This window comes from Lactonifactor longoviformis DSM 17459, from assembly GCF_900129135.1.
Taxonomy (GTDB): Bacteria; Bacillota; Clostridia; order Lachnospirales; family Lachnospiraceae; genus Lactonifactor; species Lactonifactor longoviformis.
Map to the genome: position 1 here is coordinate 1 of NZ_FQVI01000011.1, position 17,627 is coordinate 17,627.

Sequence of the window (17,627 nt, forward strand, 5' to 3'; positions counted from 1 at the left end):
CGGTTACCGTTATCACTTCTATACTTTCTGGCTACATTACAGTCATATCCTATGTGAATGATATCATTCCCCTTCTGATAAATTTACCCTCTGGAACTTCCCTATATCCAGGTGAGAGGAATCCCGCGGCGGTGGGATGGCTGGGTTGGGCGGGAGGGAGGCTTAAGTTCCGCGGACGATTCCGCAGGAGTGAGTAGAGAGTCTTAGGCAAAACCGGGATTCACGCAGGAGATTTTTTCGGCAGTCAGGGCCGAAAAAAAGTGAGCATGGGCAGAGAATGCACATCAAGCATTCTTTGCACATACGAACGGTGCTCCGGCGGGGATTTCGGTTTTGTCTTAGACTCTCTTCATGACGGAGGTGTCCCCGGAACTTAAGCCTCCCTCCCGTCCGGGCCAGCCAGCCCGCTGCCGCGGGATTCCTCTCACCGTCCCCCCTGCCACCCCACACCTTCCGACTGGAAAATCTCAAGCTTACGACATTAAATTCCAATTTCCCAATTATTTGACATTTCCCCCATTTAGTGCTATTCTAATTTCAAACAAAATATTACAGTCAGGGGAGCCTGTGAGCAGGCTGAGAGGAAGTACTCAACTTCGACCCTTTAACCTGATATGGATAATGCCAGCGTAGGGAGATGAAATTAATAATCCGGAGAGACGTTTTGGCGTCTCTCTTTTTGATTTCTCTAAAACAGACGGGAAAAGAGGTGATGCATCTGCAATATCAGGGATTGTAAAAAGGAGGGAAACAGTGATAGAAAAGAAAACATCAGTCTTCGGCAGCAGTCTTATATGGTTTGGAGCAGCCATTTCAATTGCCGAGATTATGACAGGTACGCTTCTGGCGCCCCTGGGGATGAAAAAAGGAATAGCTGCTATATTGCTGGGGCATCTCATCGGGTGCGCGCTGTTTTATTTTGCAGGCCTGATAGGAGGTGAGACAGGAAAAAGTTCAATGGAAACCGCCAGGCTGTCCTTCGGACAGAAGGGTTCTCTTCTGTTCTCGGTCCTTAATGTCATTCAGCTGGCCGGATGGACCGCAATTATGATTATCGGCGGTGCACGGGCCGCCGGAAGTATCTCTGCCTCGCTTACAGGGGCAGACATGGAATGGCTCTGGTCCCTGATTATTGGAGGTCTGATCCTGGTCTGGATCCTAATCGGCGTCACCGGTCTTGGGAAAATAAATACGGTAGTAATGTCTGCTTTATTTCTTCTCACTATTATCATGAGTGTCATTGTCTTTAAAGGAAAGAGTCCCGGTTTGGCGGAGGGCAGTATCAGTTTTGGAGCTGCTGTAGAACTGTCAGTGGCCATGCCTTTGTCCTGGCTCCCTGTCATCTCTGATTATACAAGGACAGCTCAAAAACCGCGCTCTGCCACCCTAGCCAGCACAGTGACTTATTTTATTGCCAGCAGCTGGATGTACCTCATTGGAATGGGCGCCGCCGTCTACACCGCAGAATCTGACATTGCGGCAATCTTTCTGAAGGCAGGTCTGGGCGCCGCTGGCTTGATCATTTTTATAGCTTCTACTGTAACCACTACGTTTCTGGATACCTACTCAGCAGGTGTCAGTGCTGCAAGCATCAGCAGTAAATTCAATGCCCAAAAGGTTGCCGTATTTGTATGTGTAATAGGAACAGGCTTGGCAATTCTTGCTCCTATTGAACAATTTGAAAACTTTCTCTATCTGATCGGATCTGTATTTGCACCTATGATTGCTGTTATGATTGCCGACTATTTTCTGCTGAAGCAGGATTTTTCCGGGGAATCCTTCAATGCCAGAAATCTGATCCTTTGGGGTGTGGGATTTCTTATTTACCGGATATTTATGAGAATTGACACTCCGGTAGGCAACACACTTCCGGTAATGCTCATTATTATTTTGTTATCTGTCATTACATACCAATTTGTCAGGAGGACACAAACATGCTAGGAGAAATGCTTGAAAATGTTAGAAAAAAATCACCTTTGATCCAAAATATTACCAACTATGTAACCGCGAATGACTGTGCCAATATTACTCTGGCCTGCGGAGCTTCCCCTACGATGTCAGACGGGGAAGAAGAGGCAGTGGAGATGGCCACACTCTGCGATGGGCTGAATATTAATATGGGAACCCTGCACCCCCGTTCAATCAAAGCAATGCTTCTTGCCGGAAAACAGTCTAATGTATGCGGGCACCCCGTAGTTTTGGATCCTGTGGGGGCCGGAGCCTCTTCTTATCGTATGGAGACTGCAGCAGCTCTGTTAAGTGAGATACAGTTTGCTGCCATTCGGGGAAATATTTCAGAGATAAAGACCCTTGCCAACGGAAAGGGGAGTTCCAAAGGAGTGGATGCTGACGCCGCAGATGCGATTACAGAAGATACCCTCCCGGATATGATAGCATTTGCAAAGGAATACGCCGGAATTACCGGTGCTGTCATTGCAGTCTCAGGAGCCATAGATATCGTATCAGACAGCAAAAAAGCCTATGTCATCCGCAATGGACATTCTGTGATGGCTCAAATTACAGGATGCGGCTGTATGCTCAGTTCTCTGACTGCCGCTTATCTTGCCGCCAACCCCGAACATCACCTGGAAGCTGCCGCCGCTGCCTCCATTGCTATGGGCTTATGCGGACAATTAGCCTATGATAAGATGGCAGCACAGCAGGCGGGGAATTCATCCTGCCGCAATTATCTGATCGACGCAGTCTACCATTTAACCGGAGAGCAGCTGGAGAGAGGAGCTAATTATGAACTGTACTAAGGAATCTATGCTTTTATACGCCATCACTGACAGAACCTGGGTAGGTAAACAGACTTTGATGGAACAGGTGAAAGACTCTCTGGAGGGCGGCATCACCTTTCTCCAGCTTCGGGAAAAGGACTTGGATGAAGCCCATTTTCTGGAGGAGGCGAAAGAAATGAAAGCGCTTGCCTCAAAATACCGCGTCCCCTTTGTCATTAATGACAATGTTGACATTGCACTTGCATGCAGCGCAGATGGAGTACACGTGGGGCAGAGTGATATGGCGGCCTCTAAAGCCAGAGAAAAACTGGGTCCGGATAAAATAATCGGCGTGTCTGCGCAGACTGTGGAACAGGCTTTGGCTGCGGAGAGGATGGGGGCTGATTACCTGGGAGTGGGGGCTGTATTTGCCACCTCTACAAAGGATGCGGATGTGATTGCACGTGATACATTAAAAGAAATCTGTGGGGCAGTATCTATTCCGGTTGTAGCAATCGGAGGTATTAATCACAATAACATTCTGGAACTGGCAGGAAGCGGCATCGACGGTGTTTCTATTATCTCCGGCATCTACGGACAGCCGGATATTAAAGAAGCCTGCAGGAAGCTTTTAAAACTATCTAAGGAAATGGTGGGAATATGAAGAACCAATTAAAGGGGGCTATATTTGACGCAGACGGAACACTGCTGGATTCTATGTATCTTTGGGATACTCTGGGAAATGCCTATCTTAACAGCAGAGGAATCACACCCAGGGCGGATCTCAACGCGGTATTGGAAACTTTAAGTCTTCCGGAAGCCGCCGAATATTTCAGGGCAAAATACGGAGTTAAGGAAAGCGCCGAAGAAATCATCCGCGGAATCAATCGTATTATTTTCTGCGGCTATAGAGATACCGTTCCCCTGAAGCCGGGCGTTGTCAAAGTTTTAAACTCTTTTTCTCACATGGGAATTCCTATGTGCGTCGCAACTTCAACAGACCGGCCGCTGATTGAAGCCGCCTTTGCCCGCAATGGGATCCTTAAGTATTTTCAAAAAATCATTACATGCACGGAAGCCGGCACAAGCAAAAGAGAAAGCAAAATATACTTTTTGGCTGCTGACACCCTGGGAACCAGTCCTGAGGATACCTGGGTATTCGAAGATGCATACTTTGCAGCACAGACGGCTAAAAATGCCGGTTTTCATTTGGCAGGGATCTTGGATCCCTCAGAAAAAAACCAGGAAAAGCTCGCGGAAATTTCAGATATATATCTGCACTCCTGGGACGAATGGGAGGAATAAAGTATGCATACAGTACTAACCATAGCCGGTTCCGACTCCAGCGGCGGAGCCGGAATCCAGGCTGATATAAAAACAATCACCGCACATAACATGTACGCTATGAGCGCTATTACAGCCCTCACAGCCCAGAACACCACCGGCGTATACGGAATTCAGGAATCCACCCCTGATTTTGTCGCCCGTCAGCTGGACTGCATCTTCCAGGACATCCCCCCGGAGGCAGTAAAAATAGGAATGGTCTCTAATGCTGAGATCATCCGCATTATCGTAGAAAAGCTCAAAGAATATAATGCCCAGAACATTGTGGTAGATCCTGTTATGGTTGCCACAAGCGGAAGCAGCCTTATGAAAAACGACGCCGCAAAAGCGCTTATGGCAGAGCTTCTTCCCATAGGTACCGTTATTACTCCCAATATTCCTGAGGCGGAAGTACTGAGCGGATATCCTATCAGAAATACGCAGGATATGGAGCAGGCCGCCAAAAAAATCGCTTCCTTTGTCCCAGGAGGAATTCTCATAAAAGGAGGCCATCTCACAGACACTGCCGACGATCTTCTCTATACCCGTGAAGCCTCGGCGTGGTACCGGACTGTGCGCATTGAGAATCCAAACACACACGGAACCGGGTGTACGCTCTCTTCTGCCATCGCCTGTAATCTGGCCGCCGGATATCCTCTGACCGTCTGCATTCAAAATGCAAAAGATTATATAACCGGAGCCCTAAAAGCAAATCTAAATCTGGGGAAAGGCAGCGGGCCGCTAAACCATATGTGGCAGGAAAAGGGGACGTGTTCTTTTTAAAAGGAACACGTCCCAAAATCATCTCAGGGTGTCCCAAAATAAAGATGCCCTGTCCCTTATTACTTTTCCAGCTCAATTTCCTCGGAATATACCGCACATGCGGCGGCCTTTTCCTGATCTTTTGCTTTGATGGCCGTAATATCATCTACAATTACATACAGAGATAACTTCGTAATTTCTTTTTCCTTCAGTGCATAGGTTTCATAGACTCCCATATCTTCTACCCAGCGCACTCTCTGTCCGTCCTGATCAAAAACGGCAACTCCTATATGCAGAGGCTCGGAACTGTCCAGATATGCCTCTGTATAGAATTCTTCTGCCTGTTCTTTTCCCAATGCCTCTTCTGCCTGTTTTTTGGCCTTGTCATATATCTTCCTGATCTGCTCTGACGAGATTTCGGGTTCTATGGGTTCTACTTTTACCTCATAAGGGGTAACCATAACTTTCCCTATGCCGATGCCATCCTCGTTGGTGTTGTTTACTTCATAAGTCTGAACATTGTCTGAGGTAACGGATACTGGTATGGCAAGGACCCATTTTCCCCGAAAGAAGCATATTCCCTCATTGCCTTCTCCTGCGACATCACTTTCTACGGTGCCTGATTTATCTCCCCAGTTAATTGCATCCCAGGATATCTGCAGTTCGTAAGGCGCTTCCCCTGCATTTAACTCTTCCATCAGGTTGATTTTTACAACTCCCAGAAAAGTAGTTTCGTTTACCTGTTTTCCCTCCAGACTGAAATCGTAATCTTTTTCCTCGGAACCATTAATCGAGTAACTGCCTAAAAGCTGTACCAAATCTGTCTCTCCGCCGCCATTTCCCCATCCTGCATACTGATTATCATATCCCCACATAACTCCCAGAGATTCTTTTCTTTCCATTGCTATAGTGATAAACAGTGAAGTCCCGTCACAGTATACTTCTGAAGCTGTCAAAGTAATATCTCTGTCTGCGGCAGAATAAGCCTGTGCAGTTTCCTCATATTCATTCTCCCCGCCTTCTGCGTCCGTATCATTGGCAGTATTGTCTTCGGGAACCAATTTTTGTGCTTTATGGGAATAGTCGCCTGAAAATGAAATATCCTTTTCCACTTGTGCAAAGATATCCCCTATAAGCGGCAGCTTACTGGCCATCACAGGGTTGGCAATACAAACTACAATGACACAGACAAATACAGCTGCCAGACTCCCCACGCTGACCATCGTATATTTTTGTATTTTCCTCCTTCTTTTTCTTTTTAAAATACCTATACTTTTCTCTATGGTTTTGTCCAGTTTTTCTTCCGGAATTGGAATCTTATGAAATTCATTGTACATATATATAATCCTCCTTGAGATACTCTTTCAGCTGTGACTTGGCTCTGTGCAGATAGGACTTTACGGTTCCCTCAGGAACCTCCATGGCATAAGCAATCTCCTGAATCTGCATTTCATTAAAATACTTTAAGATAATCACTGTCTTGAATTTTTCCGGCAGAGCATCTATGGCATCATACAAATCCCATTTTTCCTCCAGTCCTAGCCCTTTTTCCGTTTCTCCTGTATATGAATCCTCATATTTTTCATATTTGGCACTTTTTCTCAGGTGATCCACTGCCGTATGGATTAGAATTCTGGTCAGCCATGTCTTAAAGTATTCAGGCTCCTGAATATTTTTTACTGATTCAAACCCCTTTAAAATGCAGTCCTGGACAATATCCAGTGCACTCTGCTCTTCTTTTGTATATGTATAAGCCATACGGTATAAATACTTCTTATATATCTCCACCAACTGTCCATAAGCAGTCACATTGCCTCTTGCGGCCTTTTTCACCAGCTTTAACTCTTTCTTATCTATCACCTTACTGGCAACCTTCCTTTCTGCAAGCTCCCGGGTAAGCTTTTGCTTTTTCATTGTACATCAATTAGACGGTACAGGGAGCGAAAAGGTTGCAGGAATAAAAAAAATTTTACTTCTTTCTGTTAAGATTAACGCCATTGACCCCAAAAGCGTGATGTGATAGGATGTTATAAGATTGGAGGAAATAACATGCAAATCAGAAAAATTACTCAGTGCTATTTTAGTCCGAGAGGTACTACAAAAAAGGTTGTTACCGCCATTGCCCGTCAGTTCAGCGGTCCCAGTGTATCCTTTGACCTGATGGAGCAGCCCTTGACTAAGCAGGAGCAATTATCCAGTGACACCTTACTCATTATCGGCATGCCTGTCTATGCCGGAAGGATTCCCAAAATGTGTGCAGAGATGCTTAAAAACCTGAAAGGTTCTAATACGCCTGCAATTGCGGCTGTAGTATATGGCAACAGAGAATACGACGATGCTTTAATAGAGTTAAGAGATCTGCTGAAGGAAAATGGCTTTTCTCTTATCTCCGCCGGTACTTTTATAGCCCGTCATTCCATATTTCAGGATGTGGCTCCCAACCGTCCGGACACCAAAGACAGACGTATTTTAAAAGAATTCAGTGAGAAATCCTCTCTCATTCTAGATAAATTTAATGAGAATACCGCCACAGACCTTGAGGTGAAAGGAAATTCTCCATACTGTCAGCCTGGGAATGTGCCATTAAAGCCCAGTGGAGATAAAAAATGTACCGCCTGCGGCCTTTGCGTCAAAGTCTGTCCGACTCATTCCATTGACATTGCCAATCCAAAGAAAACAAAAAAAGACACCTGCATCTCCTGCGGTGCCTGCATCCAGATCTGCCCGAAAAACTCCAGGGGATATCATGGGCCTTTGTATAAAATTGCGGCGAAAAAATTCAGAAAAAAATGTGCGGAATATAAAAGGCCTGAATTATTCTACCTTACATAATCCGGGTGTAAAAAGGGGAAAAAGGGGACGTGTACTTTCTAAAAAGTACACGTCCCAAAATCGATCCGGCCTGTCCCAAATTCAAATTGACCTGTCCCCGGTGCTATCTTCAAATTTTTTTTCTATCTCCTGAAGCATCCTGGCATAGGATAAGAATTCTCCTGCCATCTTCTCTTTGTCCTCACATGTTCTCTTATAGCAGATCCTATGCTCCATACTAGCCCAAAAATCCATAGACATTGTACGAAGCTGAATCTCAACAGGAAAATACGCCATGCCGTCTTCATAGTATACCGGTACCCCCAGAACAAGGTGATAACTTCTGTATCCGTTAGGCTTTGGTTCTCTTACATAGTCTCTCTCTTTTATGAGCACCAAATCTCCCTGCTTTTTAATGGTGACAACAAGATGGTATATATCTTCCTCAAAGTAGCAAATCACCCGGATTCCGGCTATATCCTGCAGGTTTTCTTTTGCGTCCTCGGGCTTGGATTTAAGCTTCAGCCGCTTTAATTTGCCTTCAATACTTTCCTTTTTCTTAATCCTGTGCTGAATATAGTGAATCGGACAATTCTGGTACTTTTCTTCCAGATTGTGATTCAATGCCTCCAGTCTGGACATCAGAATCTGGCTGGCATCCATATACGGCTGTACTAAATCATTATACTGCTCTATTGTCATAAATACTCCCCTTTATATGTATATCCAGTGTCCTCACCACAACCACCACTTTATCCCAGAATTGTGTCTATTCTGTGATAAAAGCTTAAAACTACTATTAAGAATAGCGGTAAGAAAGGCAGGTGCTGTCATGCCAAACAGCTCCTGCCTTTCTTAGCAGTAAACTCTAAATTACCTGGATAAGATTCAGTTTGTCATCCACAAGCAACAGATCAGCCTCTTTGCCCACTGTCACAGATCCGGTTCTGTCATAGATTCCTATGCTTTTCGCGGGATTTCTTGTTGCCGCCAGAACTGCCTCTTCCTCCGGCACTCCGAAAGAAATTGCCTTTCTCATGCAGTCAAACAGATTAGTAGCCGAACCTGCTATGGTTCCGCTGTCCAGCACTGCTTTCTGGTCTTTCACTGTTACTCTTTGTCCTCCCAGCTCATAGGTACCATTCTCCATACCGGTTGCCATCATAGAATCACTGATAAGTGCCACACGCTCTGGCCCAAACATCCTAAAGGTTGCTCTCACCACTGAAGGATGAATGTGGATTCCGTCACTGATTAACTCCACAACACACTGAGGATCATCCATTGCCGCCCCGATAAGACCAGGTTCCCTATGGGTAAATGGCTGCATCGCATTATACAAGTGAGTAATATGATGCGCACCCCGCCTCATTGCTTCTCTGGCCACCTCATAATCTGCTGAAGTATGACCCAGAGAAATGCACACCTCATCCTTTAATTCATCAATAAACTCCATGGCTCCCTCTGCGGTAGGCGCCAGAGTCACCAATCGAATCAAATGACCGCACCTCTCATTGCATTCCCGGAAGAATTCCACATCAGGCCTGACAATATATTCCTCTACATGGGCGCCCTTCTTTTTCACATCAATAAAGGGACCCTCCATATTAATTCCGGGAATAGAGGCACAGCCTTCTTTTTCGCCCACTTCTGCGGCTGTACCAAAGATGGCAAGCAGCTGCTCTTTGGGCAGTGTCATAGAGGTCGGGCAGTAAGAAGTAATTCCATGCTCCCTCTGATACCTTAGAATTATTTCAAGGCCTTTTACATCTCCATCGGAAAAATCGTGGCCATATGCACCGTGGCTGTGGATATCTACCAGGCCCGGAATCACCTTCTTTCCCGCCGCGTCTATCTCAGTTACATCTGTCACTTCCTCCCGGGAAGCCACAATTTTATGGTTCTCAATAAAAATATCCCGAACCGTGTACTTTCCATCTTCCCCGAAGACAGAACCATTTCTAATTATCATTCCTTACAGCACTCCTTTTTCTCTGCATAAGGAGAGAGCTGCTTCATCTGCAATAATTACTACATCCGTGTGCAGCTGCAGGGCGGAAGCAGGCACCTGAGGGGTAATTGGTCCAAAACAAGAATCATAAACGGCCTGGGCTTTTCCTTGACCGGAAGCTACCAGCAGAATTTTTTTAGCAGACATGATATTGCCTACTCCCATGGAATACGCATATTTCGGCACATCATCAATGCTGTCAAAAAATCTGGCATTAGCCTGAATTGTACTCTCTGTCAATGCGACGCAGTGGGTTCCCTTTTCAAATGAATCTGAAGGTTCATTAAACCCAATATGTCCGTTGCCGCCGATTCCCAGCAGCTGTAGGTCCACGCCGCCTGTAGCTTCTATCACTTTATCGTATCTGCCGCACTCATAGGCAGCATCCTCTTCCAGTCCGTTTGGCACAAAGGTATTTTCCTTATTAATATTTACATGGTCAAAAAGATTTGTATTCATAAAATACCGGTAACTCTGATCATTATCGCCCGGAAGTCCTTTATATTCATCCAGATTAACTGTTGTCAGTTTGGAAAAATCAAGATCTCCCTGCTCATACCATTTTACCAGCTGCTGATAAGTTCCTACAGGTGTAGAGCCTGTGGCAAGCCCTAAAACCGCATCAGGCTTCATAAGAATCTGCGCTCCAATAATACTGGCCGCCTTTTTGCTCATTTCCTCATAATCCTTAACTGCATAAATCACCATATTACCCCAATCTCCTTTTCATCATTATTTATTATGATCACCTTTGCAATCATCATTATAAAACCTGTTGATAGTAATTTCAATATATTAGCCAATTTTGAAAATACTTTCAAAAATTGTGCATAATACACGTAAAATATGTAATAGAAAGAAATAAAAATAGGCTGTTTTACTTTCTCCCTAAAAGTATTTTCGGCCCGTTTCAACAGATTTTATATTCATATAACAGTGTAAATATATCATTTTCCTGTGCAAAACACAAGAAAAAAACTGACTGACAGAATTCACTGTGGAAGGGTGGGGATTTAAACACCCCCTCCCAAGCCTTGGCAATCTCGCCTGGGTTTGCTAATTGCCCATTTATTCATGAAATAGGAACGCATAACAAAGGCTGTACTGAGTAATATCCAGCCTGCAAGAATTCTGATTTCATCTCAACTATTGGCGGTGAAGAAGTCTCTTTTTCAGTACTCTGACTTTGTTAATATGTCTGCTTGTATAAATTACAGCTGTTATTAGTGCACCCAGGGCCAGCCCTTCACAGAAGTCCGCAAATGCCCCCGGAACTCTTCCCCCTGCCATCCCCGTACAGTCCAAAACTAAGAAAATGAGAAAAGATATTACGCCCACCCAGGCAAAAACATGCAGTTTTTTCATCAGCTTTATCTTCTCATCGCTGCTATAGTCTGCAACCTTCAAAACCGTCTCTTTTAATTCTTTATCCATTATTATCCCGCCTTTCCTTTCTCCATCAATCAGTTCCCCGATCTCTACCTCATAAAAATCTGCTATCTCAATGAGAAGATCCAAATCCGGCATATTACTGCCAGTCTCCCATCTTGATATAGTCCTTCCTGATACATTTAATTGTTCAGCCAGTTGTTCCTGGGTCAGCCCTTTTTCCTTCCGCAGTTCTTTAAAGAAACTGCCAGTTTTTTTCTGATCCACGGCAAAGCCTCCTTTCAGCCATATAGTAACATTTGACAGCAGAGAATATACACGACACAAAGCGGGATATGTCATATATTTGCTGTGAAAAGCAGGTAGACATGGAATGTCTGGGTATATTTTATCCCTTCTCCGTCAGGAACTCAGTAATAACCCTCACGTACCTTTCTGTCTCCAGCAGCATGGCCAGATGCCCTCCGCTGATATCTCTGCGGACCACAGGCTCGGGCATGATATCTTCCAGGGCCTTTTTCACAGTACAGTTAAATGTAGTATCTTTCTCTGACAGCATCAGCAGTACCTTTCCTCTGTACTTAACAAAATCCTCCGGTGTGTGATCCCAGCAATTCTTAAGATCCAGAACCAACCCGCAGACGTGCTCCACATAGGAAACCGGCAGTTCTTCCATAAGCACACGCACAAACTGAGCTACATATTCTTTCTGGCCCTGGCTGTACCCTGCCAGCTTCTTATTCACCATAGGCCAGAGTGCTGATTTTATAAGTCCCAGGGGAACATGCCGGAGGACCTTGGTGATCTGCTGCAGTTCTCTGATCAGTTCCTCCATCCCTTCTTTTCCTTCTCTGCCCATGTCCCTGGCCAGGGTTCCTGTATTCGTCAGGATCAGGCCTTCGACTGCCTCAGGGTGATTTTTAGCCAGTACCTGTGCCATCAGTCCCCCGTAGGACTGTCCGAACAAATAGTTTCGCTCTGATCCAATCCTGGTCAGAAGGGCAGCCACTGCATCTGTCAGTTCCCTGCAGGTTGCGTATCCCTCCTGATAATCAAAAGCCAGTACAGAGTATTCGGAAGACAGGGACTGAAAAATCTCCCAGAACAATTCCGTTTTCCCAATTCCTCCTGTAAATAATACGATGGTAATTTCACCGCCTCTGTGATATCTGTAAAAAAACTCTTTTCTTTCGATCTCTGCTCTCTGCAGAGGATATGCCTTGTGGAATCTCCTCAATTCGTCCTGTATACTCATAAGCTCTCCTCACCTGATCTGTCCTCTAGTAGATACTATGATTCTACCACGGAAAACGTCTTCTTAATACCCGTATTTCTTCTTATACTTTTCAAAAAAAGAGAAGGACAGCACTGCCGCCATCAGTTCCGAGGCTGGCACTGCCAGCCACAGTCCGTCCAGTCCCCACAGCACAGGGAGTGTCACGACTGCGCCTGTCAGGAATAGAAATGTTCTGCTGAAGGAGATAATTGCAGAGATCAGGCCATTGGACAATGCCGTAAAAAGCATGCTGGAAAAAGTATTAAAGCCCACCAGGAGCAGAGCAGCAGAAAAGAGTTTATTTCCGTGTATGGCTAACAGATATGCTTCTGTTCCCGGATTTGCAAATACCCCAACCAGGACCTCTGAACCGGCAACTGCACATATTGTTGTAACTGCAGCAACCAGGCCGATAAAGAATAAGCTGATGTTTCTAAGCTTCCTCAGTTTTTCCCTGTTATTCTCACCATAGAAATAGCTGAGAAGAGGAGATACTCCAAACATATACCCCATATACAAGGCACTCATGAACCCAAACACATAAAAAATAATAGTGCTGGCGGCAACTCCGGCCTCACCTGCGTATCTGAGCATACACTGGTTAAACAGCAGCATCACAACACCGCTTACCAGGTTGCCTGAGAATTCGGAAAAGCCGTTAGAAGCCGTCTTCAGAAGTATTCCCGGCCGGAATCCGGGCATGGCAAAACGGAGCATATGCTTTTTGCGCATAAAGTATACTATCATAGTGAGGCAGGGAATCATCATTCCCATACCGCTGGCAATGGCTGCCCCTTTCATTCCCATAGAAAACACTTTTATCAGCAAATAATCAAATATGATATTGAAGATCCCCCCAAAGATGGAACTAAACATGGCAAGGCCGGATCCGCCGGAGGCGATAACATACATCTCAAGATTGGAAAACAGCAGATGAAAGACTGCAAAAAACATATAAGAAAACAGATATTCTTTACAGTAAAGGGAAACCTCCGCGGAAGCATGGAAAACCCCCGACAGCTGCCCTGCAAAAACAGTTCCCGCAATTGTTAAAATGCCCCCTGTCAGCAAATTGCAGAGCATCAGCATGGTAAAATCCTCACATGCCTCCCTGTGCCGCCCCTCTCCCATCTTTTTCATAACAACAGCGCTCCCCCCGGAAGCAAACATCGCGGCAACTGCCGTGAGGATATTAAAGTATGGGGAAATCAGTGTCAGCGCAGACAGCGCCGTCTCACCTATCAAATTTGCCACAAATATACCATCAACCATGGAATACAGTGACTGTACCAGTGTCATTACAATTGTAGGCAGCGTGAACTTCAGTATGCTGCCCATACGAATGGGTTTTTGATAAATCTCATGAATCATTGCGAATAAACCTCCCTGTCCTGACTTGCATTGCGGAATGCCCTTTGGGTATAATAAAGGATACAGTAACTGTAAAGTCAAGAAAGAATTTTACGGAGGAGGATGCCAATGAACCCTCAAAAACAAGTGTTTACCGCCGGTGAATTCGCCCGGCTGACAGGCGTTAACAAGAGAACGCTGCACTATTACGATGATATCGGCCTGTTCTCTCCTGCCCAAAAGGGCAGCAACGGATACCGGTACTATACTTATGAACAGAGCCTGACTCTGGAAATGCTTCTGGCCCTGCGGGAAGCAGGTATGTCAATCAATGAAATCAAGCATTATATGGACCGCCGATCCGCGGAACTTTTTCACGAAATGGTTCGTCAAAAGACCTCTGAAATTGATGCCTCTGTCAGAAGGCTGAAAGCCATAAAGGAGATTCTGGAAGAAAAAGATGAAATGCTGACCCTCTCTGAATCGGCAAAGCTGAATCAGATTACTATAAAAGACTGCCCGGAGGAATATCTGGCAGTAAGTCCGGCTGTCTCTGATACAGGGCAGGAGATAGCTGCACTCATCCGGCACATGAAGGAAGTAACGGCCTATACTCCCTACCGGAAAAGCTTCGGCAGTATGCTGTCGGCAGAGAAGATTCAGACAGGCAATTACACGGATTATGACTATCTGTTTACAAGAATCAGCCGGCCCAAAACAAAAAAAGGCCTTTACAGAAAGCCCAAAGGCAGGTACCTTCAGGCTTACTGTAAAGGAAGCTGGGATTATATCCCTTCTGTATATCAAAAGCTTATGGCTTATGCGGATTCCCACGGGTTACTGCTGTGCGGATATTCGTATGAGATAGGATTAAACGAGATGGCAATCACCCGTATGGAAGAATATGTGACTCTCATATCTATTCTGTGTACAGAACGTACTGACGCCTGACCTTTACACCTGCAGTATCCTTGCCAGATCTTCTTTCGGGGTACTGATAGGCGCAATGTGATACTTCTCTTCCAGATAGTTCAGTACATTTTCAGAGACAAAGGCAGGCAGAGTTGGACCCAGATATATATTCTGTATTCCCAGATGAAGAAGGGTCAGAAGAATACATACTGCTTTTTGTTCGTACCAGGAGAGAACCATAGACAGAGGCAGCTCATTCACACTGCAGTCAAAGGCTTTTGCCAGTTCCACTGCCACCATTATAGCGCTGTAAGCATCGTTGCACTGTCCCATATCCAGGATTCTGGGCAGCCCGCATACCGTTCCCAGATCCATGTCGTTAAAACGATATTTTCCGCATGCCAGAGTGAGAATCAAGCTGTCCTCAGGTGCCTCCTGCACAAATTCCGTGTAATAATTTCTTCCTGCTTTCGCTCCGTCACAGCCTCCTACCAGGAAGAAATGACTGATTTTTCCGGATTTGACACCTTCAATCACAGTGTCGGCAGCTCCTAAGACAGCGTCTTTGCCGAATCCGGTGGTCACCTGTGTCCCTCCGTTTATGCCTGTAAATGTCATATCCTCCGGATATCCCCCCAGCTGCAGGGCTTTTTCTATTACAGGTGTGAAATCCTTTTCCCCGCCGATATGAGTCATCCCCGGATAGGAAACTACTTCGGTAGTAAACACTCTGTCCTTATAGCTGTCTCTCGGCGGCATAAGGCAGTTTGTGGTAAACAGTACCGGTGCAGGCAGATCGGCAAATTCCTTCTGCTGGTTCTGCCAGGCGGTACCGTAATTTCCTTTCAGGTGGGTATACGCCTTTAATTTTGGATACGCATGTGCCGGAAGCATTTCTCCATGCGTAAAAACATTGATTCCTTTTCCTTCTGTCTGTTCCAGAAGAAGCTGCAGGTCGCGCAGATCATGTCCGCTTACTACAATGAAAGGGCCTTTCGGGACAGAAAGTGAAACAGTTACGGGAGAAGGAATCCCGTAAGCAGTTGTATTTGCCCTGTGGAGAAGCTCCATACATTTCAGGTTAACCCCGCCCACCTCCAGGACCAGGGGGAGCAGCTTTTCCATAGGGAGTTCCGCTCCCACTGCAAACATTCCTTTGTAAAAAAACTGATTTACCTCTTCGTCCGAATATCCCAGCACCATAGCATGATAGGCATAGGCCGCCATTCCTCTTAATCCGAACAGCAGAAGGGATTTTAGCGAACGGATATCGGGTTCATCCTTCCAAAGCTTCTCCATATCGTATTCGTCATTTCTCCCGCAGGGCGTCCTGCACACAGAGCACTGTGATACCAGAGCCTCCTTCTCTCTTCTCACTTTTTCAATCTGTGCCTGAATGGAATCCTGATCAAAGTTTACATTTGTCAGTGTGATAAATAATCCCTCAATCATAGCGCGGTGGGTACTCTCCTGAGGCATAGTTCCCTCTGCAGCCCTGGCCAGTGCTATGAGAGCTCCTGTCAGTTCATCCTGCAGCCTGGCAACATCTGCACTTTTTCCGCAGACTCCGGCTTTTCCTGTACATCCGGTGCATCCTGCTGTCTGTTCACATTGATAACAAAACATGTTTTCCATAATATTGATCTCCTTTTCTCTATCCCGTAACGGGTTATTTTACTCCAGAATATTTCCCTTAATTCCGATCGTTGCGGAGTGTACCTGCAAATTTTTCCCGCTGTTTTTCACCGCGGTCTCCACTGCCTGCACCATTCCCCGGCAGCAGGGCACTTCCATGCGCACAACCGTAATATCCTTAATCTCATTTTCTATGAGAATTGCGGTCAGTTTCTCGCTGTAATCTGTACTGTCCAGTTTCGGACAACCGATTAGTGTTACCTTATCCTCCATAAATTCCCGGTGAAAATCTCCGAAGGCATAAGCCGTACAGTCCGCGGCAATCAGCAGCCTTGCCTGCTGGTAATAAGGGGCAGTCAAAGGTGCCAGCTTAATCTGTACCGGCCACTGCCGCAGACGTCCATTTAATTTCTGAGGCTGGTGGCCCGGACATCCCTGGAAAGCGGCTGCCTCCCTCTCTTCAAAAGATATGGCGCCTGCAGGACAGACCGGAAGGCAGTCCCCCAGACCGTCGCAATAATCTTCCTTTATCAGCCTGGCCTTGTTATCCACCATTTCTATGGCACCTTCATGGCAGACTTTTGCACAAAGACCACAGCCGTTGCACTTTTCTTCATTAATTTTAATTATTTTTCTCAGCATAACTTCAGCCTCCCTGAGTCAAAATGAATTGTTACTTTTGGTTTCTTGACTATCTGAGGAAAGCATACTATACTTGCAGTAGTAAATCGGTTGTTTTTACAACGAAATGAGGAAGAATGAAAAAACAAATAGAAATTTTAAAAGATACCCCTCTGTTTTTCGGGGTGCAGGAACATGAGATTGAGGAAATGCTTGGCTGCCTCTCCTCATCAGAAAAGAATTATCATAAAGGATCTTATATTTTTACCGCACAGGATTCTCCTGTCAATGTGGGGATTGTACTGGAAGGCAGTGTTCATGTGATCAAGGAAGACTTTTGGGGAAACCGGGCCATTCTGGCCAGCATAGGAGCAGGGGGCATGTTCGGGGAGGCCTTTGCCTGTGCACAGGCAGACCATCTTCCGGTAAGCGTGGTAGCCAGGGAAGATACGAGTGTACTTTTCATTGACTATAAACGGATTATTACCACCTGCTCCTCCGCATGCCATTTTCATACCCGTCTTATAGAGAACATGCTTCACATCCTTGCAGAAAAAAATCTCCTGCTCACGCAGAAAATGGAGCATATTGTCAAACGGACAACGAGAGAAAAGCTTTTGTCCTACCTCTCCTGGCAGGCAGCCCAGGCCGGTTCCTCTTACTTTATGATTCCGTTTAACAGACAGGAGCTGGCAGACTATCTGTCTGTAGACAGAAGCGCCCTTTCCAGTGAGCTGGGAAAGCTGCAAAAGGAAGGGGTTCTGGAGTATCACAAAAATCAGTTTAAGCTGATTCATGCCTGAGGCTGCCTTTCGGT

19 protein-coding genes and 1 riboswitch are annotated in these 17,627 nt (G+C 45.7%); of the genes, 9 read left to right on the plus strand and 10 right to left on the minus strand.

What is annotated here, in order from left to right; all coding sequences use genetic code 11:
* The 6 genes from BUA56_RS23335 to thiD form a co-directional block, all read left to right on the plus strand.
* On the plus strand, nt 1-197 hold a 197-nt coding region (locus BUA56_RS23335), incomplete at its 5' end, for a hypothetical protein (RefSeq protein ID WP_207650931.1).
* 350 nt (nt 198-547) lie between these two features.
* Nucleotides 548-653: riboswitch (TPP riboswitch) on the plus strand.
* Between the two features lie 100 nt (nt 654-753).
* The gene (cytX, locus tag BUA56_RS11370; RefSeq protein WP_072851784.1) at nt 754-1,941 is read left to right on the plus strand and encodes a putative hydroxymethylpyrimidine transporter CytX; all 1,188 of its coding nucleotides are present in this window, start codon (nt 754-756) and stop codon (nt 1,939-1,941) included.
* Complete coding sequence (thiM, locus tag BUA56_RS11375) at nt 1,935-2,759, plus strand: hydroxyethylthiazole kinase (RefSeq protein WP_072851785.1); 825 nt, start codon at nt 1,935-1,937, stop codon at nt 2,757-2,759. The genes cytX and thiM overlap by 7 nt, the downstream gene beginning before the upstream one ends.
* Nucleotides 2,746-3,384 (plus strand): thiamine phosphate synthase, encoded by a 639-nt coding sequence (gene thiE, locus BUA56_RS11380; RefSeq protein ID WP_072851786.1) that lies wholly within the window; start codon nt 2,746-2,748, stop codon nt 3,382-3,384. Before thiM ends, thiE begins: the two co-directional genes overlap by 14 nt.
* Nucleotides 3,381-4,025 carry an HAD family hydrolase gene (locus tag BUA56_RS11385; protein WP_072851788.1) on the plus strand — a complete coding sequence of 215 codons (645 nt, stop codon included), beginning with the start codon at nt 3,381-3,383 and terminating at the stop codon, nt 4,023-4,025. The genes thiE and BUA56_RS11385 overlap by 4 nt, the downstream gene beginning before the upstream one ends.
* Before the next feature lie 3 nt (nt 4,026-4,028).
* Nucleotides 4,029-4,826 carry a bifunctional hydroxymethylpyrimidine kinase/phosphomethylpyrimidine kinase gene (thiD, locus tag BUA56_RS11390; protein WP_072851789.1) on the plus strand — a complete coding sequence of 266 codons (798 nt, stop codon included), beginning with the start codon at nt 4,029-4,031 and terminating at the stop codon, nt 4,824-4,826.
* A 59-nt stretch (nt 4,827-4,885) separates the two neighbouring features.
* Here thiD and BUA56_RS11395 read toward each other — a convergent pair whose 3' ends face one another.
* Nucleotides 4,886-6,142, minus strand: a complete 1,257-nt coding sequence (locus tag BUA56_RS11395; protein WP_072851790.1) for a DUF4179 domain-containing protein — start codon at nt 6,140-6,142, stop codon at nt 4,886-4,888.
* The gene (locus BUA56_RS11400; RefSeq protein WP_072851792.1) at nt 6,132-6,719 is read right to left on the minus strand and encodes a sigma-70 family RNA polymerase sigma factor; all 588 of its coding nucleotides are present in this window, start codon (nt 6,717-6,719) and stop codon (nt 6,132-6,134) included. The genes BUA56_RS11395 and BUA56_RS11400 overlap by 11 nt, the downstream gene beginning before the upstream one ends.
* Before the next feature lie 135 nt (nt 6,720-6,854).
* On the opposite strand from BUA56_RS11400, the gene BUA56_RS11405 reads away from it, so the two are divergent.
* Nucleotides 6,855-7,637, plus strand: coding sequence for an EFR1 family ferrodoxin (locus tag BUA56_RS11405; RefSeq protein ID WP_072851793.1), 783 nt, complete (start codon nt 6,855-6,857; stop codon nt 7,635-7,637).
* 81 nt (nt 7,638-7,718) lie between these two features.
* Here BUA56_RS11405 and BUA56_RS11410 read toward each other — a convergent pair whose 3' ends face one another.
* From BUA56_RS11410 to BUA56_RS11440, 6 genes are all read right to left on the minus strand, one after another.
* Nucleotides 7,719-8,318 (minus strand): GTP pyrophosphokinase, encoded by a 600-nt coding sequence (locus BUA56_RS11410; RefSeq protein WP_072851795.1) that lies wholly within the window; start codon nt 8,316-8,318, stop codon nt 7,719-7,721.
* Between the two features lie 166 nt (nt 8,319-8,484).
* Nucleotides 8,485-9,588, minus strand: a complete 1,104-nt coding sequence (gene nagA, locus BUA56_RS11415; protein ID WP_072851796.1) for an N-acetylglucosamine-6-phosphate deacetylase — start codon at nt 9,586-9,588, stop codon at nt 8,485-8,487.
* Nucleotides 9,589-9,591: 3 nt separating this feature from the next.
* A complete protein-coding gene (gene nagB / locus BUA56_RS11420; RefSeq protein WP_072851797.1) occupies nt 9,592-10,335 on the minus strand; it encodes a glucosamine-6-phosphate deaminase in 744 nt (247 codons plus the stop codon).
* A 438-nt stretch (nt 10,336-10,773) separates the two neighbouring features.
* Nucleotides 10,774-11,283, minus strand: coding sequence for a helix-turn-helix domain-containing protein (locus BUA56_RS11430; protein WP_072851800.1), 510 nt, complete (start codon nt 11,281-11,283; stop codon nt 10,774-10,776).
* A 121-nt stretch (nt 11,284-11,404) separates the two neighbouring features.
* A complete protein-coding gene (locus tag BUA56_RS11435) occupies nt 11,405-12,271 on the minus strand; it encodes an alpha/beta fold hydrolase (protein ID WP_072851802.1) in 867 nt (288 codons plus the stop codon).
* Between the two features lie 63 nt (nt 12,272-12,334).
* Nucleotides 12,335-13,663, minus strand: coding sequence for an MATE family efflux transporter (locus BUA56_RS11440; protein ID WP_072851803.1), 1,329 nt, complete (start codon nt 13,661-13,663; stop codon nt 12,335-12,337).
* A gap of 108 nt (nt 13,664-13,771) precedes the next feature.
* On the opposite strand from BUA56_RS11440, the gene BUA56_RS11445 reads away from it, so the two are divergent.
* Nucleotides 13,772-14,593 carry a MerR family transcriptional regulator gene (locus tag BUA56_RS11445; RefSeq protein ID WP_072851805.1) on the plus strand — a complete coding sequence of 274 codons (822 nt, stop codon included), beginning with the start codon at nt 13,772-13,774 and terminating at the stop codon, nt 14,591-14,593.
* Between the two features lie 3 nt (nt 14,594-14,596).
* Here the strand turns inward: BUA56_RS11445 and hcp are convergent, their stop codons facing one another.
* A complete protein-coding gene (gene hcp / locus BUA56_RS11450; RefSeq protein WP_341443419.1) occupies nt 14,597-16,189 on the minus strand; it encodes a hydroxylamine reductase in 1,593 nt (530 codons plus the stop codon).
* Nucleotides 16,190-16,228: 39 nt separating this feature from the next.
* Nucleotides 16,229-16,831 carry an ATP-binding protein gene (locus BUA56_RS11455; protein WP_072851807.1) on the minus strand — a complete coding sequence of 201 codons (603 nt, stop codon included), beginning with the start codon at nt 16,829-16,831 and terminating at the stop codon, nt 16,229-16,231.
* A gap of 116 nt (nt 16,832-16,947) precedes the next feature.
* Here BUA56_RS11455 and BUA56_RS11460 point away from each other — a divergent pair, with 116 nt between their 5' ends.
* Entirely contained in the window at nt 16,948-17,613 is a 666-nt protein-coding gene (locus BUA56_RS11460) for a Crp/Fnr family transcriptional regulator (protein WP_072851809.1), read from the plus strand.
* Nucleotides 17,614-17,627 lie beyond the last annotated feature (14 nt).